At 71.1% G+C, this 21,756-nt stretch carries 16 protein-coding genes; 12 read left to right on the top strand and 4 right to left on the bottom strand.

The genetic code is table 11. The annotated features are described in order from the left end of the window. The first annotated feature begins 7 nt into the window (after positions 1-7). From ACFW0G_RS28140 to ACFW0G_RS28110, 7 genes are read left to right on the top strand one after another with little or no spacing between them, the layout of a single operon-like run. The gene (locus ACFW0G_RS28140; RefSeq protein ID WP_378328422.1) at positions 8-250 is read left to right on the top strand and encodes a hypothetical protein; all 243 of its coding nucleotides are present in this window, start codon (positions 8-10) and stop codon (positions 248-250) included. Positions 251-265: 15 nt separating this feature from the next. Continuing rightward, the gene (locus ACFW0G_RS28135) at positions 266-886 is read left to right on the top strand and encodes a DUF742 domain-containing protein (protein WP_378328421.1); all 621 of its coding nucleotides are present in this window, start codon (positions 266-268) and stop codon (positions 884-886) included. Positions 887-912: 26 nt separating this feature from the next. After that, on the top strand, positions 913-2,772 hold the full coding sequence (locus ACFW0G_RS28130) for an ATP-binding protein (RefSeq protein WP_378328420.1): 1,860 nt from the start codon (positions 913-915) through the stop codon (positions 2,770-2,772). A gap of 47 nt (positions 2,773-2,819) precedes the next feature. Beyond that, entirely contained in the window at positions 2,820-3,263 is a 444-nt protein-coding gene (locus tag ACFW0G_RS28125) for a roadblock/LC7 domain-containing protein (protein WP_378328419.1), read from the top strand. 25 nt (positions 3,264-3,288) lie between these two features. After that, the gene (locus tag ACFW0G_RS28120) at positions 3,289-3,900 is read left to right on the top strand and encodes an ATP/GTP-binding protein (protein WP_378328418.1); all 612 of its coding nucleotides are present in this window, start codon (positions 3,289-3,291) and stop codon (positions 3,898-3,900) included. Positions 3,901-3,940: 40 nt separating this feature from the next. Further along, positions 3,941-4,324, top strand: coding sequence for a thioredoxin family protein (locus ACFW0G_RS28115; RefSeq protein WP_378328417.1), 384 nt, complete (start codon positions 3,941-3,943; stop codon positions 4,322-4,324). A gap of 41 nt (positions 4,325-4,365) precedes the next feature. Further along, a complete protein-coding gene (locus ACFW0G_RS28110; RefSeq protein ID WP_378328416.1) occupies positions 4,366-5,658 on the top strand; it encodes a YeeE/YedE family protein in 1,293 nt (430 codons plus the stop codon). A gap of 132 nt (positions 5,659-5,790) precedes the next feature. On the opposite strand, the gene ACFW0G_RS28105 is transcribed toward ACFW0G_RS28110, so the two are convergent. The 4 genes from ACFW0G_RS28105 to ACFW0G_RS28090 all read right to left on the bottom strand — a co-directional run bounded on the left by ACFW0G_RS28105 (position 5,791) and on the right by ACFW0G_RS28090 (position 9,332). Next, complete coding sequence (locus tag ACFW0G_RS28105) at positions 5,791-7,281, bottom strand: FAD-dependent monooxygenase (protein ID WP_378328415.1); 1,491 nt, start codon at positions 7,279-7,281, stop codon at positions 5,791-5,793. Next, on the bottom strand, positions 7,278-7,709 hold the full coding sequence (locus tag ACFW0G_RS28100; protein WP_378328414.1) for a hypothetical protein: 432 nt from the start codon (positions 7,707-7,709) through the stop codon (positions 7,278-7,280). Before ACFW0G_RS28100 ends, ACFW0G_RS28105 begins: the two co-directional genes overlap by 4 nt. 116 nt (positions 7,710-7,825) lie before the next feature. Beyond that, a complete protein-coding gene (locus tag ACFW0G_RS28095; RefSeq protein WP_378328413.1) occupies positions 7,826-8,371 on the bottom strand; it encodes a MarR family winged helix-turn-helix transcriptional regulator in 546 nt (181 codons plus the stop codon). A 100-nt stretch (positions 8,372-8,471) separates the two neighbouring features. Then, positions 8,472-9,332, bottom strand: coding sequence for a LysR family transcriptional regulator (locus ACFW0G_RS28090; protein WP_378328412.1), 861 nt, complete (start codon positions 9,330-9,332; stop codon positions 8,472-8,474). A gap of 172 nt (positions 9,333-9,504) precedes the next feature. On the opposite strand from ACFW0G_RS28090, the gene ACFW0G_RS28085 reads away from it, so the two are divergent. From ACFW0G_RS28085 to mycP, 5 genes are all read left to right on the top strand, one after another. Further along, positions 9,505-12,195 (top strand): AAA family ATPase, encoded by a 2,691-nt coding sequence (locus ACFW0G_RS28085; RefSeq protein ID WP_378328411.1) that lies wholly within the window; start codon positions 9,505-9,507, stop codon positions 12,193-12,195. A gap of 112 nt (positions 12,196-12,307) precedes the next feature. After that, a complete protein-coding gene (locus ACFW0G_RS28080; RefSeq protein WP_378328410.1) occupies positions 12,308-14,842 on the top strand; it encodes an AAA family ATPase in 2,535 nt (844 codons plus the stop codon). A 22-nt stretch (positions 14,843-14,864) separates the two neighbouring features. After that, positions 14,865-17,264, top strand: coding sequence for a right-handed parallel beta-helix repeat-containing protein (locus ACFW0G_RS28075; protein ID WP_378328409.1), 2,400 nt, complete (start codon positions 14,865-14,867; stop codon positions 17,262-17,264). 21 nt (positions 17,265-17,285) lie between these two features. Further along, positions 17,286-20,399: a hypothetical protein gene (locus ACFW0G_RS28070; RefSeq protein ID WP_378328408.1), complete on the top strand. Its 3,114-nt coding sequence runs from the start codon at positions 17,286-17,288 to the stop codon at positions 20,397-20,399. Continuing rightward, the gene (gene mycP, locus ACFW0G_RS28065) at positions 20,396-21,697 is read left to right on the top strand and encodes a type VII secretion-associated serine protease mycosin (protein ID WP_378328407.1); all 1,302 of its coding nucleotides are present in this window, start codon (positions 20,396-20,398) and stop codon (positions 21,695-21,697) included. The genes ACFW0G_RS28070 and mycP overlap by 4 nt, the downstream gene beginning before the upstream one ends. Positions 21,698-21,756 lie beyond the last annotated feature (59 nt).

Raw genomic sequence — 21,756 nt, 5'->3', positions numbered from 1 at the left:
AGGGTTCATGAGAACGATCTTCTGGGGTATCGCGTTCGTCGCGGCCACGCTCTTCGCTGTCGAACAATCGCCGAATTTTTCCTCGTATTCGGCGGAGGTCCCCGTACTGACTACGGATTCGTACGGTTACCAGTACATCGACGTCGTCGTGCCGTACCAAGACGACACCCACGTTGTACGTCCGCCGCTGCGCGAAGACGAGATTCGCACGGCGTGGCCGGATTCCGTTGGTTCCTCAGCACACGAATGACAGACGGGAGCTGGCGTGACCTCTTCCATGAAGCAACCAGACGCGCCCCGGCGTTTCGGTGGCTGGTCCGACTACCGGGAATGGGCGGAGCACGACTTCCGGCAGCGGACCTCCGCCGAGGAGCCGATGGCAGGCGGCAGGCGGACCTTCGTAGTGGAGGCGTTGAGCGAGTTGCTTCCCATCACCTTGCCCGCGGAAGCAGAAGCGGACTCCGAACACCGGACGGCGTGCAGTGTCCACGGCGGTCACGACGATCATTACGAGGCCGACGCCGTCCTGACACTTGACGAAGAATCGGCGCTGGTCCGACCCTACGTCCGTGCGGACGGCCGGTCCGAGGTGGTGTACGAACTGGGATTCGAAACAATGGTTTCCGCGGCACGCCCGTATGCGAGCCTGCCGCTGCGTGAACTGAGCGAAGACCAGCGATGGATCTGCCGTCTCTGCGAGGTACCGCAGTCGGTCGCCGAAGTCGCCGTCGCGATCGCCGCGCCGATCGGTGTCACGCGCACACTCATCAGCCACAGCATCGATCAGGGGTACTTGCAGGTGCACGAAACGGTGTCGATGGTGAACGGCCTGCCCTCGATGGAACTGCTGAAACGTGTCCGTGAAGGGCTTCTGCAGCACGTGTAGCGAGCGGCGGAAAGGACGATATTCGCATGGCGAACACAGCGAAATCCCAGGATCCGGAAGAACGGGGTGGTGACACTCCGAGGCTTTCGCCGTGCCTTTTCGTCCTGATCGCGGCCCAGCTGGCCACGCTCGTCCTGGTGGCGGCAGTCGTGCTGTGGCCGAGCACCTGGCTGCGTGTTCTCACGGTCACCAGCGGGATCGGGGCCGTGGTCGCCGCCGCCGTGGTGTTCGCCTCGGCGTGGCGGCAACGGGTGTCGGCGGACGGGCTGCGCCAGGAGATCGTGGACCTGGCCTACCGCCGGCTGCCGGAAGCCCTGCGAGGGGTGCGTGACGGCCACGAGGCCGCCGCGCTGGCCCGGCAGCTGCGGGTGCCCTCGGACGAGCAGGTGAAGCCCCTCGCGGACGCCTTCGAGTCCATCAGCGGACAGGTCCTGCGGCTGGCGGCGGAGCAGGAACAGATCCGTTCGGGATACTCCGAGGTCTTCGTCAACATGTTCCGCAGGAGCCAGTCGCTGATGCAGCGCCAGTTGCAGATCATCGAACAGCTCGAGCAAGGTGACCGCTCGCCGGAAGACCTGAACCGGCTTTTCCAGCTCGACCACCTCGTGACGCGGATGCGGCGCAACAACGAGAACATCCTGGTGCTCTCGGGAACCGAGCTCATCCGCAAGTCCAGGAAGCCGGTGTCGATCTCCGACGTGATCCGGGCCGCGATCTCGGAAATCGACAGCTACCAGCGGGTCAAGGTGCTCGAGACGCCAGCGGTCAAGATCTCGAACTCCGCGGCGGGTGATCTCATCCGGATCGTCGCGGAACTGCTCGACAACGCGACCTCTTTTTCCGCCCCCGGCGAGCTGGTGACCGTACAGGCCGAACTCGGCAGGCACCGGGGGCTGAGCATCAGCGTCGTCGACAACGGCATCGGCATGTCCGACGACGACATCCGCAAGGTGAACGAGCAGCTGACCCGGCTGGGGTCGGCCGAAATCGCCAGGTCCCGGCGGGTGGGGTTGCTCGTCGCAGGCAGGCTCGCGGGCAGGCACGGGTTCAAGATCGAGCTGTTCGGCGGGGGCGCGGTGGACGGAGTGTCGGCGCTGATCTCCGTGCCGAGCGAGGCGCTCGTCGAGGAGCATCAGGTCCGCAGCGCGCTGCACCGGGATCCGACGCGGGGGGCCAGCGCCGGACCGGCGCAGCAGCTGGTCGCCGTCCCGGAACCGGCACCCGCCTCGTCGAGACCGCGTACCGACACCATGACCGTGCGACGGCCGGACTTCGCCGCCGAACTGCCCGATCTGCGGAAACCGCGGCAGATCTCCTCCTGGCACACCAGGCCGAAAACGAACAGGCCGGCTACGCGAAATCCGGCACGGAACCGTGCGGATCTGGTGAAACAGGCACATGCCGACGTCCCCGCGGAGTTGCCGATCCGCGTACCGAATCGGCCCGCCCGGACGCGGGATCCGGCGCAGCGGTCTTCCTCGCAGTGGTTCACGGCACGGCAGACGGCGAGTGAGCCACGGGAGGCTTCGCCACCCCCTGGTGCGAGCGGGGAACGACGGGAAACCCCGGCGGAGAACTGGCAGTCCACAGCGGATCCCGGGTGGCACATCGTGGCGACGGTGACCAGTTCGGACGGGTACACCTACACCGAGGACGGGCTGCCGTTGCGAAAGCAGGGCGCCCATCTCCTCCCCGGCAGTGCCGGAAGGCCCGCCGATCCCGCCTCGACGGACGTGGCGAACCCGAGCGAACGCGATCCGGTACGCACACGCAGCCGGCTTTCCAGCTACCAGCAGGGTGTGCAGAAGGCGAAGCAGCAGGAAGCGACCATGCGGGGTACCAAGCACTCGGGCGGCTGGACGGTACTGGAACGGCACGCCGAGTGAACAGCGAAACGAAACCGGTCCATTTCGGTGCTCAACAAGGAGGAACTGTGGATTCCCAAGACGACAGCCATAACGATTACGGTTGGCTCATCAACGATTTCGTCGAGCGGGTCCCCGGAGTCGCGCACGGGGTCGCGGTGTCCGCGGACGGGCTGCTGCTCGCCGCCTCGGACACGCTTCCGGACGACCGGGCCGACCAGCTGGCCGCGGTGTCGTGCGGTCTCGTGAGCCTGACCGACGGCGCCGCACGGTGCTTCGAGGCAGGCAATGTCAACGAGACCATCGTCGAAATGGACGCGGGCACGATGTTGCTGATGGCGATCAGCGATGGCTCCTGCCTGTGCGTCCTCGCCGATCCCCGGCACGACATCGGGCAGATCGCTTACGAGATGGCCCTCCTCGTCGACCGTGTCGGTCAGATGCTGACACCCGAAGCGCGGGCCGACGACGAGAACCCGGCGACCATGGCAGCCAGTGGCCAGGCGAACTGAGGATCGGCTCGGGAAGGGAGTTCGGATGAGCACGCCTCGCAGCGGTTCCTTCACCAAGGTGCCGAACAGGTCCGTCACGTCGGCGAAGATCGTCGTGGCCGGCGGGTTCGGGGTGGGGAAGACGACGTTCGTCGGAGCGGTTTCCGACATCCAGCCACTCACCACGGAAGCGGTGATGACCGTGATGAGCGACAAGTTCGACGACACCGGACGGATTCCGTACAAGGGATCGACAACGGTGGCCATGGATTTCGGCCGCGTCGCGCTGGGTGACGATCTGCTGCTCTACCTTTTCGGCACACCCGGCCAGGAGCGGTTCTGGTTCATGTGGGACAACCTGGTGCGCGGGACCATCGGTGCGGTGGTGCTCGCGGACACCAGGCGGCTCGCGGATTCGTTCACTTCGGTCGATTTCTTCGAGAACCGGAACATTCCGTACGTCATCGGGGTGAACACCTTCGACGGGATTCTCCACCATCCTCTCGAACACGTCCGCCGTGCTATGGCCATCGACCCGGCGATCCCGATCTTCCGTTGTGACGCCAGAACACGTGACGAAGTCAAGGACACGCTGCTCGGACTGATCGAATACGTGATGGCCAAGGTCGATCACGCCGCCGAACCGTCGATAGCGTGATGGCCGGCGGTGCTCGCGCCGGCGGAGAGGAGCAGGGCAGATGAAGGGCACTGATCGCGAGGTTTTCATTGTCGACCCGGAATCGTTCGACAAGCTGCTGGAGTCGAACGACACGGTGGTCCTCGACCTCCGGACAGGCTGGTGCGGGCCGTGTCGCAATTTCGACCCCATTTTCGCCGAGACGGCGGCGAAGAACGCGGACGCGGCGTTCGCCGCCGTGGACATCGACGTCCATCCGGAACTCGGCGCCGCCTTCGATGTGCAGTCGGTGCCGAAGATCGCCGTGCTGCGGGCGGGGGCGCTGGTGTTCGCCTACGAGGGAGCATTGAGCGCGGCGGCGCTCGATGACGTGATCCAGCAGGTGAGGGCGCTCGATGTCGAAGAGATCCGCAGGGTGATCGCCGCCGGGTCGGATCAGGAATGACCGTTCCGGCGACCGCTGGAAAATCGTGTTTGGACACCATCATGACTCAAGCAACACGGAACATTCCGGTCTTTCGATCAGGGGTCGCCGTCAAGAGCGCGTTGCTCACCTCGCCGACGAACTGCGCTCCGCCCGCACCTGATCCTCAGGCTCCGGTGCGCCGGTTCCCGCTCGCGATCGCCGGCGGGATCGGATTGGCGGGAACCGGTTTCGTCTGGCTGGAATACGGTACGAAGTTCGGCGTCTACCTCCTCATCGGGATACTCCTGGGGGTAGCTCTGTTCCACTCCCGATTCGGGTTCGCGGCGGGTTTTCAGCAACTGATGGCGGTGGGGAACGGCCAGGGCGTCCGCGCGCAAGCGCTCCTCTTGGGAACGGCGGCCTCGGCGGTCATGCTGATCGCCGCTTCGGGTGCCGGGCTGTTCGGGGCGAAACCCACGCCGGCCACCTACCCGCTCGGCGTTTCGCTGGTACTCGGCGCCATGCTGTTCGGGGTCGGCATGCAGCTCGCCGGCTCGTGTGCGTCAGGAACATTGTTCGCGGTGGGCTCCGGACAGGCGACGGTCGCGCTGACGCTCGCGGGATTCCTCACCGGTGCCACCGCGGGATCCTGGTTGGATCCGTTCGCGCGGCGGTTGCCGAGTTTTCCCGGAGTACTGCTGGCCGAACACACCGGGTGGCTCGGGGCCTGGCTGATCACGATGGCGATCCTGCTGGCCGGGGTGCTCGTCACCCGGATCGTGCAGCGACGTCGCAACCCGCCGCCGGTCCAACCGGTCGCCACCGCACACGGCCTCGCGCGGATCTACCGAGGGGCGTGGCCGATGCAGGCTGGCGCGATCGTCCTCGGCCTGCTCGCGGGCGCCGTCTTCCTGGTGTCGGGCGGAACCTGGGGGCTGACGGGCGCTTTTCCGTTGTGGGGAGCCAAAATACTGCAGACGTTCGGGAACCACCCCGAGCAGTGGGAGTACTGGTCACCGGCGAACAAAGGACGATCGCTGGCAGCGCCGTTGCTGACGGACAAGACCAGCCTGACGAACTTCGGCATCATGATCGGCGCCGCGCTCGCGTCGGCGATGGCAGGCGCCTGGAAGCTCTACACGGCAGTCCCGTGGCGGCTGGTGGCGGCCTCGTTGCTGGGCGGACTGTTGATGGGAGTGGGCGCGCAGCTCGCGGGCGGGTGCAACATCGGCGCCTACCTCGCCGGGATCTCCGTCGGCAGCCTGCACGGCTGGGTGTGGGCTGTCTGCGCTCTCGCCGGTACCTGGTTCGGCGTGCGGCTGCGCCCGCTGTTCGGGCTGCACACCCCCCGATCGAGCGACGGCATCTGCTGAAGCAACGACCCACGCCCGCCCTTCCGCGTAACTCGCGTGATTGGAGAGCGCACTCGCGTGATTGGAGAGCGCACTCGTGAGTTGCGCCGCTGATCACGGGAGATCGGGGACGGGACGGCGGTCTGGGCTGGGTCAGGAGGCCACGCGGTAGCGGTGGTTGGCCCACTGGCCGACGGTCTTCGCGATGTCCGCGACGTCGGGCTCGGGCCAGGCGCGGGCGACGTAGCCGTCGGGCCGGATCAGTGCGGCGGCCACCCCGGGGCGGCGCTCGGCCCGCGCCACCGTGACTCGTGGCGACGCCAAGGCGGCGAGCTGGCCGTCCGGGGTGAAATCGGCGAGCAGGTACCGGCCGATCTCCAGGCGGTGCAGCAGGTTTTCCCCGTCCACCAGCAGAGCCGGCGCGGGCAGGCCGTCGAGGGGATGCGCGTCCCCGGCGACGGCGTACCGCACCTTGAGGCCGCTTACCCAGCCCGCCAGTTCGGCCGACAGGCCGGGCGCCTTCGCGATCAGTTCGGTGGTCATCGCCCGCAGCGCGGCCCCGGCGGGGGTGAACGTCGTCATGATCGCCGACTGCGCCAGCGTGTTCTCGCCCAGTTTCTCCGCGATGGGCAGGCGTTCGGCCGGATAGCTCGCCGGGCCGTCGACGATCAGCGACGGCGCCCAGCCGTCGATTTCGGCGGCGAGCTTCCAGCTCAGATTGGCCGCGTCCTGGAATCCCACGTTCAGGCCCTGCCCGCCCGCGGGCAGATGCACGTGTGCGGCGTCACCCGCCAGGAACACCCGGCCGGCGCGGAAGCGGTCGGCGTGCCGGGTCGAGTCCGTGCTCCGCGACAGCCAGGACGACGAGCGCAGCCCGAAATCGGTTCCGGCGATGCGGATGAGCGTCGCCCGGAGTTCTTCTGTCCCGAGTGGACGGTCTCGTCGTGCGCGCACCTCCTGCCCGGTGAGCCCGGCGTCGCCCGGTTCCATGCCGAAGAGGCGATGTCCGGACGGCGTGCGGATGATGCTGACCGAGCCGGTTTCGTGGCTCCACAGATGGAAATCGTGCTCCGGGGGTGCCGCCAGTTCGACGTCGCCGACGAATCCCGCCGACGTCGGCTCGGTGCCGGGAAAGCCGATGCCTGCCACTTTCCGGACGGTGCTGTGCGCCCCGTCCGCGCCGACGAGGTATCGCGTTTCGACGGTTTCCCCGCCGACGGTCACCAGCACGCGCTCGGCGTCCTGGGTGAACGAGGTGACCTCGCGGCCGTATTCCACCGGAACGCCTTGCGCGGCGAGGTGCCGGGCGAGCACGCGTTCGGTGTCGGCCTGGGGAATGAACAGCACGAAGGGGTAAGCGGTTTCGAAAGCCCCGAGTTCAAGGAGATTCGGCAGCGTGGCGAAATGCGTCCGCGGCACCTGCCTGCCCAGTGGCAGCACGAGATCCACGAGCCGTTTCCCGCCATCGGACCGCACCGAGGCGAACGTCTCCAGCGTGCGCGGCTGCATGGTGATGGCCTTCGAGTACTCGCTCGGCCCGGCATCGCGCTCTAACACGCGCACCGGGATCCCGGCGGAGTGCAGGAGTGCCGCGGTGAGCAGGCCGACCGGCCCGCCGCCCACCACGACGACGTCGGCCTTCACGAGTTCTCCTTGCGCGGGCGGAGAAGCCACGTGCCGAGTGCGAGGCCGGTGGTGGAACCGACGTGGATGAGCAGTGCCTTGCGGTTCGGTGCCCAGACGCCGGTGACCGGGCCGCCGGACCACATCGCGGTGGTGAAGCCCGCGGTGGACAACGCCAGGCAGCGCCACAGCGCTCGCCCTCGCCGGGCGCCCGCCGCCGTCGCGACGACGACGGTCCCGAGGGCTCCGGCGGTGATCAGCGCTTCGCGCGCCATGTGGTACTGGACGTGGCCTTCGCCGTGCCGTGCTTCGGGTGCCCGGTAGGTCTCGTCGGTGACGTGGGTGACGGTCTGCCAGACCGACGGAAGTGCGGCCGTCAGGCCGGCGAAGATCGCGGCCTTCCCCCAGCGCTCCCGGCGCGCCTTCGGCTGCGAGGATCCGGAATGCATGAACGTTAAGATAATGAACGTTCATGGGTCACGTCAAGACGGCGGGACGTGTCGTCAAGGCCACCTTATGGGCGTCTGACGCCCGCAAGGTGGCCTTGACGGCATCGCGGTCGCGGTCAGGGCTGGGGGCGCCGGGTGGTTTTACTGGTGCCGTCGGGGTCTTCGAGGGAGATGAGCAGGGTGCGCAGATCGTCGTTGAGCCTGCGCCGCCGGGCGGGGGAGAGCGCCGCGAGCAACGCGCCCTCGGCCTCGGTCTTGGTGCCGAACACGTGAGCCGCCCGTTTCGCGCCGTCGGCGGTCAGCGTCACGACCACCGAGCGGCGATCGCCGGGATCGGGCTCCCTGGTCACCCAGCCCTTGCGCTCCAGGCGGTTCACCCGGTTCGTCACCGCGCCCGACGTCAGCTGCAGCTGGGTCATCAGCTGCCCCGCGGACAGCCGCTGGGCTGGCCGCGCCCTGCTGAGGCAGGCGAGCAGCTCCAGCTCCCACAGCTCGATGTCGTGGGGTGACAGCTCGCGCTTGATCTCGATCTCCAGCCGGTGGGCCACCCGGCGCAGCCGGTAGGCCAGTGCCTTGGACTCCAGTGTGGACGGAGCGTGGAAACCGGTCAGCGCGGCGACCATCTCGTCGACGTAGTCGTGGCCGGGGGCGGGGGAAGTCACGTCCGGATGCTAGCAGCGCGGTGGTGCCGGGACCGGATTCCGAGGCTTTCGCCGGGCGAGGCGGAGGTGCGGGTGGCTACTGTCCTTTGTGGATCATCCGTCAGGACAGCAGGTGTGTCAGGAGCGCCCTGGCGGCCGGGTTGGTGAGTTCCGGCCCCCGGCCGGTCAGGTGGATGGCCCTGTCGAGAACCGGATCGAAGCGGGCGAACGGCAGGCCGGACCTTTCGGCGACCGGTTCGGGCACGATGGTGCTGCCGAGGCCCGCCGCCACGAGGTCGACCAGCAGCGGCATATGGGTGGCCTCGCAGACCCGGTTGTGCCGGACGCCCGCTTCGGTGAGCTTGCGGGCGATCATGGTCTGCAGCCCACTGCCGCTGAAATCGACGAACGGCTCGCCGTCCAGCTCGGTGAGCCGGACGCGGCGACGGCGCGCCAGCCGGTGTCCCGGGTGACACAGCAGGACCAGGTTCTGGTTCCACCGCGCGAATCCGTGCAGTCCGTCCGGCAGCGGTCCGTCACCGGCCACATAGGACAGATCGAGTTCGCCGCTGGCGACCGCGGTGGCCAGTTCGGGGACGAGGCTTTCCCGGACGTGGATGCGGACGCCGGGATAGCGCGACCGGAACTCGCCGAGTTTGGCGGGCAGGTCCACGACGGTCAGCGTCTGGATGGTGCCGATCGACACCCGGCCCTGGGACAGCCCGGTGACGGCAGCGACCTCGCCCCGCGCCGCGACGACGTCGGCGATGATCCGGTGCGCGACCGGCAGCAGTGCCCTGCCCGCTTCGGTCAGTGTCACCCGGCGCGTGGTGCGTTCGAACAGCGGTGTGCCCAGTTCCGCTTCGAGCTTGCGGATCGACGCGCTCAGTGCCGACTGGACGACGTGGACCTCCTGCGCGGCGGCGGTGAAGCTTCCGTTCCGCACGACGGCGAGGAAGTGCTCGACCTGCCTCAGCTCCATCGAGCGATGCTATCGCTCGATGGGCGCGTCCTGGCGAACCACACAGCTCGCCGAAGGCCCGCCAGGCGCGGCGATCATAGCGGTAAGTCGTTTGGGCATTACTCACCCTCCGAAAGTCCCCGATCCCGGTCAGCGAGCACTCCGGCCGTCGCCGGCACCGCATGATACGGGCGTGGACGCCGTACTCACCGCTCTCGCCGCGGGCCGGCCGTTCGTCCCGATCACGGGACCGACCGGCATCGGCCGGACGACGGTGCTGGGTGAGCTCGGCGAGGAGCTGTCCCGGCGAGGGACACGGGTGTCGGCGATCCGCTTCACCCGCGACGGCGACGCGGTGCCGGTACGCCTGCCCGGCTCCGACGCGGGCTTCATGCCGCTCGGGCCCGTCGCGGGCGCACACCGGTCCCCGGAGATCGCGCGCCGGGCCGCCGCCGCGGCCGCCACCGTGTTGCTGCGCGGTGGTGGCGAGGCCGCGTTGCTGATCGACGACGCGCAATGGATCGACCGGGATTCCCGCGCCGTCCTCGGCGCGCTGGTGCGCAGGCTGGCCGGGTCCGCCGTGACCTGCGTGGGCGCGATCCGCACGCCGATGCCCGCCGAGCATCGGGACTGGCTGCGGGAGCTGCGCGGCGACGCACTCGCGTGCCCGGTCCGTCTCCGGCCGATGACGCCGGAGGAGATCGCCAGGAAACTCGCGGTGGCCACGCGGGCGAAGCCGGACGACGAGCTGGTCGCGAGGATCGGTGAGCTTTCCCGGGGGATCCCGGCGGCGGTCCGCGACGCGATCGAGATGCTGCGGCGTAGCGGTGCCGTTCGCCTGATCGGCGACACGGCCTACCTCGCACCGGCTTCCCGGCCGGTGGAATGCCCGCCGGACAACGAATTCCTCCGGCTGCTGCGCGGTCTGCACCCGAAGGCCGTGGCCACCGCGACCGCGGTGTCCGTGCTCGCGCCGCTCGGCGAGGCCGTCCCGCGACTGGTCGCCGAGGTTCTCGAGACGGACGAGGCCGAGGTCGTGGCACTGCTGGACGACCTGCGGCGCGAGGGCGTCCTGCACCGAGGCCGGAACGGACGTTCGTGGCGGATTCCGGTGCCGGTCCTCGCCACCGCGCTCACCGCCGCCATGGGCCCTTTCGAACGCCGCCGCCTCTCGGCCAAGGCCGTCACCGCGGTGTGGACGGGGGCGGCGCGGTGCGATGATCCGGACTACCTCGCCGACCTGGTCGCGGACGCCGGACGGCTGATCGACCCCGGCCTCGCCTTCGACGCGCTGCTGGAGCGGTCGGCCGAGGTCGGCGACCGCCTGCCGTCGCGGGCGTCGCGCTGGCTCGGCGCGGCGATCGAACTCGCGGAGAACCCGGCGCAACGGGTGACGGCCCTGCTCGCGCACACCGAGATCTGCCATTCCCGCGGCCGGCACGAGCGCAGCCTCCGTGGCGCGCAGCTCCTGCTGACCAATTTCGCCGATCAGCTCGCGCCGGACGTGGCACAGGCGGTCCAGGTGATGGCGGTGCGCGCGCTGAAGAGCGTCGGGGACGACGAAACGCTGCGCAAGATCGCCGAATCCTGGCGCGGCTGGCAGGACGATCCCTCCCAGCGCCCGGTGACCAGGGCGCTGGCGCTGGGCATGCTGGACCGCTGGGGCGAAGTGCGCGACGTGCTCGCGGAAGCCGGGGAACGCTGGCGCGGCGGAAGCGCCACGACCGTTCTCCACGGGTCGCTGCTCGAGGCGTTCGCGGCGCTGTGGACCGGCCACAGTGACCTGTTCGAGAAACTGTCCGAACGCGACCTCCCCGCTCCCGAAGGCGTTGCGCCGCGCGCCGTGCGCCGCCACCGGGCCGAGCGGGTGACGGCACAGGCGTCGGCCCTGCTGGTCATCGGTGACTCCGCCGGCGCCGAGAAGCTGCTCGCCGGCGAGGATCTCGAAAACCTGCCGCTGGGCGATCGCGCCGCGCTCGCCGCGATGCGTGGCGAGGTCGAGCGGGCCGTCGACCTGGCCCGCCGGGATCGGACGCGCAGCGCCGGCCGCGGCTACCACATCGGGTACTCCGCGACGCAGCTGACGATCATCACCGTGCTGGTGGCACAGGGAAAGCTGACCGCGGCGCGGGAAACGCTGACGGCCGCGCGGGAGTCGGGTCCGCGGCTGGGACATCTGCTCGACATCGCCGAGGCGCGGATCCAGTGGGCGCTCGGCGAGAGCGAGGGCGCCATGGCCAAGCTCCACGAGTGCGAGCGGACCGCCGCCGGGCGGGGGCTTGCCGTCGGCCTCGATCTCTGCTGGTCCGAACTGGCCGACCTCGCGCTCCAGGCCGGCGACCCGGACGAGGCCAAGCGGTGCCTTGCCGCGATCGAAGAACTCGCCGGGACCATGCCGACGTCCCGCGTGCTGACGCACGCCGCGCTCATTCGCTCCCTTGTGGACGGTGACGGCGCGAACGCGGAGGAATGTCTCGCCATGGTGCGCCGTCGCGACCAGCCGTTCGAAACGGCCACGGTGTACGAAAAGCTGGTCCGGCACGGTGCCGGTGATCCGGCGCTGCTGAGCTCGGCCTACGAGATCTTCGGCGGGTTCGGCGCCCTGCTGCACCGGTCGTGGTCGCGCAACCTCATGCGGGAGCACGGGATCGTCGTGCCGGGGCGCACGCGCACGGCGGCCGAGAGCGAGCACCTGCTGGCCGTCCTCGTCGCCGACGGGCTGACCAACAGGCAACTTTCGATGGCGCTGCGCGTCAGTGAGAAGAGCGTGGAGAACCGGCTCAGCCGCTTGTTCGCGCGTACCGGGTACCGGTCCCGGATCGAGTTGTCGGCGGCGATGCGCGACGGCGGTTCCCCGCTGGTCGTGAGAGGTGGCGCCGGATAGAGACCGGATAGAGAAGTCGTGAAGTGAGCGTCGGGATGCTCGGTTCCCGGCACCGGCCGGTCCACGCCGGTGCGGAACCACTGGCCTTGGGGTACCGGGGAGGAACATCGGGATGGGACGGCAGCGCACGGGACTCGTGGGCAGGCGGGACGAGCTGGCCGCGCTCCGGTCGGCGGCAGACGGCCGGGCGCTGGCCGTGCTGCGCGGTGAGCCGGGCAGCGGGCGGAGTGCCGTGCTGGCGCAGGCGTCCATCGAGCTGATCCACCGCGGGATCTTCGTCCTCGAGATGTCCGGCGCGGCGCATCACCCGGCATGGGACCGCTACGGCGTCCGCGTCGTCCTCGACGCGATCCGCGAGCGCTTCGAGGACCTCGGTGGTCGTTCGCGGCTCGCCGACGCGATCGAGGCGCTGAGCCGCCTGTGCACCGAACAGGCCTACGAGTCCGCCTGGGAGAGGTCGCGGCTGGCCACCACGCTCGGCACGGTGTTCCGCAGGCTGGGCGCGGTCGCCGTGGTCGTCGACGACGCGGACCGCCTCGCCCAGCCCGCCATCGCCCTGGCCGCGGCCCGCCACGCGGGAAGCCTGGTGATCGCGGCGTGTGCCGACGACACCGAGCTCGGCGAGGCGGCCGACCTGGTGCTCGAACTGGGCGCACTGTCCGAAGAGGACTCCGACGCCGTGCTCCGGCAGGCGGCCGGACTGCCGGTCGACGACACCCTCCGCCAAGCCGTTCGCGACGGTCTCGGTGCGCTGTATGGCAATCCCGGCACCATCGTGTCCACAGTGGCCGATCTGCGGCTGCGCGATCGGCTGGCCACGGTGCACGGTCACGTGTGCCTGCGTGATCCGGAGGAGCCCGTCGCGTTGCCGCCGGGGCACCGGCTGCTCGTCGAGCTGGCGGACTGCGGCCCCCTCGGTCGCGAGCTGGTGCGCCTCGCCGGGGACACCGACTTCGGCGTCGACGAGATCCCGTTGCTGGCAGCTGCGACGGGACGTTCGACACTGGACTACGGGCGTGCGGCCGACCGGCTGGTCCGGGCCGGGGTGCTCGGCGCCGACGCCGAGGGGCGGCTGAGCGTCCGCTGCCCGGCGCTGCGCGCCGCCGTGCCGGGCCCGGCGAGCGAAACACTGCACCAGGCGATCGTCGGCCACCTGCTCGAAGCCGACGGCGAGCGCCCGTTCGTCCTCGCCCGGCATCTCGCCGCGGCGGGCACGACGTTCCCGCGGCGGCCGGATCTGGCCGGGAACCTCCGCGACGGGACATCGGACACCGGACGGCGGTACGCGGCCTGGTGGCACGCCGAGGATGGTGAACACCGCTCCCGCGCGGCGGTCGAACTCATCCGCCACTTCGTCCGCACGGCGGACTACGCGGGGCTGGCGCGTTTCGTCGGCCAGGTGCCCGCGGGCGAACTGGACTCGGCGGACCTCGCGGCGGCGGCCGCGCTGGCGGCGCTCCATTCCGGACGCCCGATCCCCGCGTCCGTCCGGGCCGCGGTGACCGCCGACGGGGAGGTCCCCGCCGCGATCGGGTTCTGCGACCGGTGGTTCGCGGGCGCGCAGGCGGAGTTGACCATCGGCGACGTCGAGACCGCCTTCGCACCGTTGCGGCATTCGCCGGTCCTGCCGACGATCGAACGCCGGACCCGCGGTCTCGAACACGCCTTCGCCCTGCGCGATCTGGTCCCGGTGCTCGCTTCGGTGCTCGGCGCGGACTTCGGTACCCCGGCCGACGGCCCGCTCGCCGCGTACCACCGGGTGCTCACCGGGTACGCCGACGGCGACTGGACGGCGGCACTGAGCGCGGCGCGGGAACTCGAACTCGATCCGCATGCCGACGCGCTCGCCCGTCAGAGCGCCCGCCTGCACGCCGCGGAGATGTGCGCGTGGCGTGGCGAGGACCAGCGCGCGGCGGCCTGGCTGGAGTCCGTGCCCGCCGGAGAGTGTGCCTTCCCGGTGCTGCGTTCCTGGGTGGACGCGGGGGCCCGGCACAACGCGGGCGACAGCGCGGGGGCACTGCGGGCAGGCCTGCGCGCTCGCCGGGGCGGCCCCGGTACCGGACTGCTCCTGCGCAGGATGGCGACGATCGCGGTGGAGGCGGGCAAACCGTTGCAGGCCCGCCGGGTCCTCACCGAGGTCGAGCGGACGTACTCGCGCGATACCGGCCCCGAAGCGCTGGAAACCGTGTCCTACGTGCGAGGACTGGTCGACGGCGACGGCGCCAGGGCGCGGGCGGCCGAACGTTTCGCGCGCGGCGGCGGCAACCGGTTCGAGCTGGCGCTGGCCTGCCAGCTGGTCGGCAGCACGGCCGCCGAACCGGCGCCGTGGCTGACCGAGGCCTTCGAGATCGCGCAGTCGATCGGCGCGGCGAGGCTGACCGCGCGGGCCAAGCGATCGCTCCAGGGCAGCGGGGGCGTGGTGGCCGAACAGCGTGACCGCCGCGAGGACCTGTCGGAGACGGAACTGCGGATCATCGAGCTGATCCGCCTCGGCCGGACGAACCGCCAGATCGCGATCGCGGTGCGGATGAGTGAGAAAACCGTGGCGAAACACCTCACCAGGCTGTTCGCCAAGGCGGGTTGCCGGACGCGGCACGGGCTGGCCACGTCCGATCTCGGCGGGCGGCCGCAACCGCTCGGCGCGTGAAGCTCGGGACGATGGAGGAGTTGTGAGCAGTAACGTCATCGCGGTCACCCAGACGCCGGGGCAGGGGTACCGCACGATCGCCGAGGCGATCGACCACGCGCACGACGGCGCGGTGATCGTGGTGGGTCCCGGCCGCTACACCGAGAACCTCGTGCTGACCAAACCCGTCACCATCACCGCGGAGAACGGGCCGGGCACGGTCTGGATCGTCGCGGCCACCGGCGTCACCGTGTCGCTCCAGGCGGATTCGGCGGCGCTGTCCGGTGTCACCGTGGTCGCCGCCGACGCGGACAGCCCGGCGGTGCTCGTGATGAGCGGTCAGCTCAGCGTCACCGAGTGCACGGTCGAGGCGTCGAGCTGGGCGTCGATTTTCGTACGGGACCAGGGAACCCTGCTCATGCGGTCCAGCGAGGTACGCAACGCCGCCGGCGCCGGGGTCGTGGTCACCTCGCCCGAAGGCGGGGTCCTCGACGACTGCCGGCTGACCGATCTCGGCACCTCCGCGGTCGTGGTGGCCGAACAGGGCGGGCTGCACGTCCGGTCCTGCGTGGTGGGGCCGGCGGCGGCCAACGGGATCTGCCTCAACGGCCAGGGCAGGCTCACCGTGGAGGACACCACGGTGTCGGGGGCAGGCAAGCCCGCGATCGCGGTGGAGCAGCAGGCCGGGCTGACCGCGACCCGGCTGAACGTGCGCGACACCACCGCGATCGGCTTCTACCTCGCCACGTCGGAGCAGGTGGTGCTGGAGGACTGCGCGGTTGACGGCGCGGGTGCCGAAGGGATCTTCGTCGCCGAGGGCTGCGCCCCGGCACTGCGCGGCTGCCGGGTGCGCGGGACCCGGGGGCGCGGGCTGCACTTCATGGGCAGGGCGTCCGGCTCCGTCACCGGCTGCGAAGTGTCCGATGTGGACGGTATCGGGATCGGCGTGACGGAACGGAGCCTGCCCGAGTTCGCCCAGGTCTCCGTCGCCGGATGCACCGCGGCCGGGGTGCGGATCGACGACGGCTCCGATCCGTTCTTCCGCAGGCTGCACGTGCGGGGCTGCGACGGCGCGGCCATCGAGGTGGACGGCGGTGCGCGCGGCAGGCTGGAGAACATCGAGGTCGAAGGCGGCGGGGCGGGGCTGTCCGTGTCGGGCGCGGCGCGGCCCTCGGTCAGCGGGCTGAACACGCGCGACGTCGCCGACGCCGCTGTCCGGGTGGCGGACGCGGCGCTGTCGCTGTCCGACAGCCAGCTCTTCCGGTCGGGCAAGGAGGGGGTGCACGCGGGCTCGGGCGCGGACCTGTCGATGACGCGCTGCCGGGTCCAGGAAAGCAAAGGGGCGGGCTGCACGTTCGCCGAGGGCGCGTCCGGCAGCGTGCTCGATTCCGAGTTCTCCGGCGGCTCCGCCGACGGGATCCTGCTGGAGACCGGGGAAGCCGTCACGGTGAAGGGATGCACGGTCCGGGACAACCACGGCAGCGGTATCCGGCAGCTCCGGCCGAGCAAGGCGATCGAGGTGCTGGACCTGATCAGCGGCGGCAACCTCGCCAACGACGCGTACGGCACCGCGGCCTCCGCCGGTGCCACGCCGCGGGCCGCCCCCGCCGACGACACGCAAAAGCGGCCGGCACTCGGATCCGACCCGCTGGAAGAGCTTCAGGGGCTGGTCGGGCTGGCCGGGGTGAAGAGCGAAGTGACTTCGCTGGTCAACCTGAACAAGATGGCGAAGCGGCGGATGGACGCCGGGCTGTCCGCCCCGCCGATGGCGCGGCACCTCGTGTTCGCCGGGGCGCCCGGTACCGGCAAGACCACCATCGCCCGGCTCTACGGCCAGATCCTCGCGCAGCTCGGCGTGCTGCGCGTGGGGCATCTCGTGGAGGTGGCGCGGGCCGATCTGGTCGCCCAGATCATCGGCGGCACCGCGATCAAGACCACCGAGGCGTTCAACACCGCCCTCGGCGGGGTGTTCTTCATCGACGAGGCGTACGCGCTCAGCTCCGGTGGCGGCGGTACCGGCCCCGACTTCGGCCGCGAGGCGATCGACACGCTCGTGAAGCTGATGGAGGACCACCGCGACGACGTCGTCGTGATCGCTGCGGGCTACTCCAAGGAAATGACCGAGTTCCTCTCCGCCAACCCCGGGATGGAATCGCGCTTCAGCCGCACCATCGAGTTCGCCAACTACACCCCGGATGAGCTGGTGACGATCGTGCGCGCGCAGTGCGGCAAGCACGACTACCGGCTCACCGAGGGGGCGAGCGCGGCGCTGCTGAAGTACTTCGACGAGATCCCGAAGGACGGCACGTTCGGCAATGGGCGTACCGCGCGGCGGGTGTTCGAGCGGATGACCGACCGGCAGGCCTCCCGCCTGGCCGCCACGAACGCCGACGCCGCGGACCTCACCCTGCTGACCGAGGACGACCTGTTGTCGATGAGGTGAGCCGTGCCGACTGGAGAGACGATGCATCAGCAACACCCCGGCCTCTTGGTCGTCGAAGAGCACGAGGCGCACCAGCGCCACGTGCTCGTCCGGCGTCGTGACGAAGCGGGCCTGGATCGGCTGCGGATCGGCGCGGCACCGCTGTCCGAGGGTGAGTTGCTCGTACTGGCGACGCCCGGTGCGCTCCAGGTGCCGTCGCTGGCGTCCGCCCTGCCCGAGCTGTTGCGCGAGCACCTCGCCGGGATCGAGCTGCTCTGGCTCGGTGTCGGCGGTCTCGCGGCCGACACCGAGGCGGCCCAGCGCCTCGCCGAGGATCTCGGCGTCGAGATCGCCGCGCCCGACGGCGGGCTCGTGGCGATGCCGGGCGCGGCCCTGTACGCGGGACACGGTGCGGGCGGCACCGGCTGGCACCGGTTCAGTCCCGATCAGCTGGTGCGCTTCCACGGGGCCCGTTTTCCCTTGCCGGAGTGGGAATCCTGGCTGCCGGCCGGGCCGGTCCCGCTGGGCGCCGTCGTGGCCGCGCCGGTGCCGTGCGGCCTGCTGGTCCGCTCGGTGTCCGACGCCTCGACCGCCGTCGACACCGCCTTCGACGTCGCGGTGAACCAGCGGTTCCCCAAGATCGTCGTGATGACGCCGTCGGCGGCCGAGGTCGCCGAGCTGCTCGGCGGTTTTCCGCCGCAGCCGGTCATGGTCGTCCCCGCGACGCCGGAGGCCGCGGCGCACACCTGGCAGATCGAACTGGCCCTGCGCCTTTCCCGGGACGTCGTGTTCAGCGCCGGGCCGCAGCTCGACGGGACGACCGTCGTGCCGGGCGGCGCGTTCCGGCCCTTCCCGATCGTGCTGCGGCAGGCCGCCGACGGCGGGGACCAGGAGGTGCTCGCCGTCGCACCGCCCCCGCCCGGCTGGGAGCGGGAGGGGCAGCGGTCCTATCGGCTGGCCGGGAGCGACGGCGATCCGGTGCTCGCCGACGTCGTGCCGTCCGGGCTGGTGCTTCGCGCTGCGGACGGGGACGCCGATCCGGACGCTGCCGCCGCGCCGTTCGATCCCGCGCGCTGGACGCTGACGGTGGGGGCGGCAGGGCAGCCGGTCGGCCTGCCGGTGCTGGCCGCGGCGGAGCGTCTGCTCGAGGCCCTCCCGGACGGGGAACGCGCGGCGGTCCGGGTGCGGATCGCGGGTGCCCCCGATCGCGAGGCCGCGCACGCGCTCGACCATCGTGCGGCGAACCGGAAACCGACACCGCCGCCTGCGCCGTCGAGGCCAGGTCCTCCGTCGTCCCGTCCGCTCGTCCCGAGCCGTCCCGCGCCGCGACCGTCCACAGCGGACAGTGCGGTGCCGCGGCGTGCTTTCCGGTCCGAGCCCGCGGATTCCGTGCCCGCGCGGCCTGCCGGGAGTTGGGCGCCGAGTGGTGCTCAGCCGATGACGCCCGCGGTTCCGGCTGTTCCCGCCGGGCCGGTGCCTCCGCGTGTTCCGCCGGGGCCGGATGGCGCGGTGCCGCGGCGTGGTTCCGGGGCCGAACCGCCGGACTCCGGGTCCGGCCGCCCGGCCGGGGGGTGGGCACCGGCGGGTTCTCGGTCGGCGTTGCCCGCCGATCCGGCGGCCCCGGCCGCGCCGTCCGGACCGGGCGGCGTGGCGTCCCAGCGTGCTTTTGGCTCCGGACTGCCGGATTCCGTGCCTGCCCGGCCTGCCGAGGGGCGGGCGCCGGGAGGCGCTCGGCCGGTGCCGCCCACCGGGCCGGGCCCCGTTCCGCCGGTTGTTCCGTCCGAATTGGACGGTGTGGCGCCGCGGCGTGCTTCCCGGCCCGAGCCTGCGGATTCCGTGCCCGCGCGGCCTGTCGGGGGGTGGGCGCCGAGTGCTGCTCGGCCGATGACGCCCGCGGTTCCGGCCGTTCCCGCCGGACCGGGTCCCGGTCCCGTGCCGCCGGTCGCGCCGTCCGGACCGGGCAGCGTGAGCCCACCGCCCGCGGGGTCGCAGACGGCACCGCCTGTGGTGCCACCCGCCGCGGCCGCGCCACCCTCGATCATGACGACCTCGGGCGCGCCGGTGTCCACTGTGTCCAGTGGCATAACACCGTCCACTGTGTCCGGTCCGTCGAAAGGCTCGCCACCGCGCGAGGAACCGGCCGCCGAGACGGTCCGCATGGAAACGGTCGAGGTCGAGCCCGAGGCGGAAGTGGAGGCCGAGACGGCACCAGCTGCCGGGCCGTCACCACAGCCCGCCCCGCCCGCGGAGACGGAGCCACCCGCACCGTCGGCCGATGCCGAGCCCGCCCCACCGGCGTCTCCCGCGCTCCAGCCGGTCGCGGTGCCGGTGCGGGCCAGCACCACCGCCGAGCAGAACCGGTTCGTCACGGCGGCGGGGGAGGACTTCGGCATCGCGCTCGCGACGGTGAACGCGGCGCTGGCCACCTGGCCGTCGATGCGGGTGGACGAATCGCCCGCGGGCAAGGCGGACTACGTCGCGGTCTGTCTCTACCTCAGCCGGGGCGAGGGTGCCGCGAACCTGGTCAACGGCGCGCTGCGTACCGGCGAGGGCGCGGTGCTGGACGGTCAGATCCCGTGCCTGATGTCGGGCCTGCGGCGGCTCCCCACGCATCGGCGGGCGGTGTTGCGGCAGGGCAAGGTCGCCGAGTCGCTCGAACACCGCGGCACCCCCGGCACGGTGCTCACCGAACCGGGTTTTCTCGCCGCCAGCATGGATCTCGACGTGACCGTCCCCGGCGCCGACCTCGACGTGCTGATCTGGCCCGCGTCCGCGCGCCGGACGTCGGAGCTGATGCTGAGCCGCCCGGTCGGCGAGGCGGTGTTCACCGCGGGCGCCCGGTTCAAGACGCTGGCCGTCCGCTCCGTGTCGGATGAGGAGCGGGAGGAGCCCGAGGACGACCCGGACGCACTGAGCGCGCCGAAGATCGCGGTCCTGTTCCGCGAGCTGGCGCCGGGCGAGACGCTGGAGTCGACCGACCTCGACGACCGCGACCGCGCGGCGCTGGCGAAACTCGACAACGTGCTGGCTGGACGCCGCAGCGCCGCGCTCCGGCTCGTCGAGGATCCGGACACGATCGCCCGGCTCACCACGTCGATGGTGCTCTGGCGGGACGAGGCGGCGGGCGAAGGCAAACCTGTCGCGGTGGCCTCGTGAACAACACCGTGAAGTCCGCCGTGCTGCTCGCCGTCGGCGTGCTCGCCATGGGGGTTCCCGCGTACGCGGCACCGTCGCCGCCCCCGGCGCCGCCGTCCTCGTCGCTGCCGCCTGCTTCGTCTTCGGCGCCGCCCCCTTCGGGGAAGCAGGACAAGCAGGTGCAGTGCCTGCCGCCGCCGCGGACCGTCGATCCGTCCGTGCCATGGGCGCAAAAGCAGCTCGCGCCGGAACGGGTGTGGCCGTTGACCAACGGCGCGGGCGTCACGGTGGGTGTGGTCGACACCGGCGTCGACGGCGCGGTGCCGCAGTTGCGGGGCGGCACCGTGCTGAAGGGCGTCGACACGACCAAACCGGGAAGGGGGCCGGCCGACAGCGACTGCTACGGGCACGGCACCTTCGTGGCGGGCATCATCGCCGCGTCCCCGGCGAGCGGAACGGGGTACGCCGGGGTGGCGCCCGGGGTGCAGATCCTGCCGATCCGGTGTGCGAACACGGACGACCCGAAGAAGGACGGCGCGCTGACGCCGGAGGGGATGGCGCTCGGGATCAGGGCCGCGGTCGACGGCGGTGCGCGGGTGATCAACGTTTCGGCCAGTACGACCGAGCAGAACTCCCAGCTCGCCGACGCGGTCGAGTACGCCGCGAGCCATGACGTCGTGCTCGTCGCCTCCGCCGCCAACACCGCGAAACAGGGCGATCCGGTGACCTATCCGGCGTCCTACCCGTCGGTGATCGCGGTCGGCGCGGTGGACGAAGCGGGCCAGCACGCCGAGTTCTCCCAGACCGGGCCGTTCCTGTCGCTGGTGGCGCCCGGCGTGAACGTGCTCGGCCTCGGCCCCGGCGGGCCAGGACATTGGCAGGGGAACGGCACGAGCTATTCCGCCCCGTTCGTCGCCGGGACCGCCGCGCTCGTGCGCGCCTACCGCCCCACGCTGAGCGCCGCCCAGGTCAAGCACCGGCTGCTGGCCACCGCGACACATCCGGCCGCGAAGCTGCCGGATCCCGCGCTGGGCTGGGGAACGGTGAACCCGATGGCCGCGGTGACCGCCGTGCTCCCCGAGGAAGGCGCCGCCGGGATCGCCGCCGTCGTCCCGCCGGGCGCCCGGGGCGTCGGCGTCGTCCCGCACGACGAACTCGGCCCGGTCCTGGCCGTGGCGGGGGTGTTCGGCGCGCTGTGCCTCGTGCTGACGGTGCTGCTGCTGACCCGGGTGTACCGCTCCGGCCGCAAACGCCGCTGGCGCCCCGCCCGCGTCCTGGAAGTCTCCCCGCCGTCCCCGTCCCCGTCGCGCGGTCCGTGAATGCCACATTGAGGGACTCAGAGTCCCTCAATGTGGGATTAAACGACCATTGGTACATT

Source organism: Amycolatopsis sp. NPDC058986 (genome assembly GCF_042741125.1).
Taxonomy (GTDB): domain Bacteria; phylum Actinomycetota; class Actinomycetes; order Mycobacteriales; family Pseudonocardiaceae; genus Amycolatopsis.
Note: the sequence above shows the minus strand (reverse complement) of the source record. Positions and strands in the feature narration are given on the sequence as shown.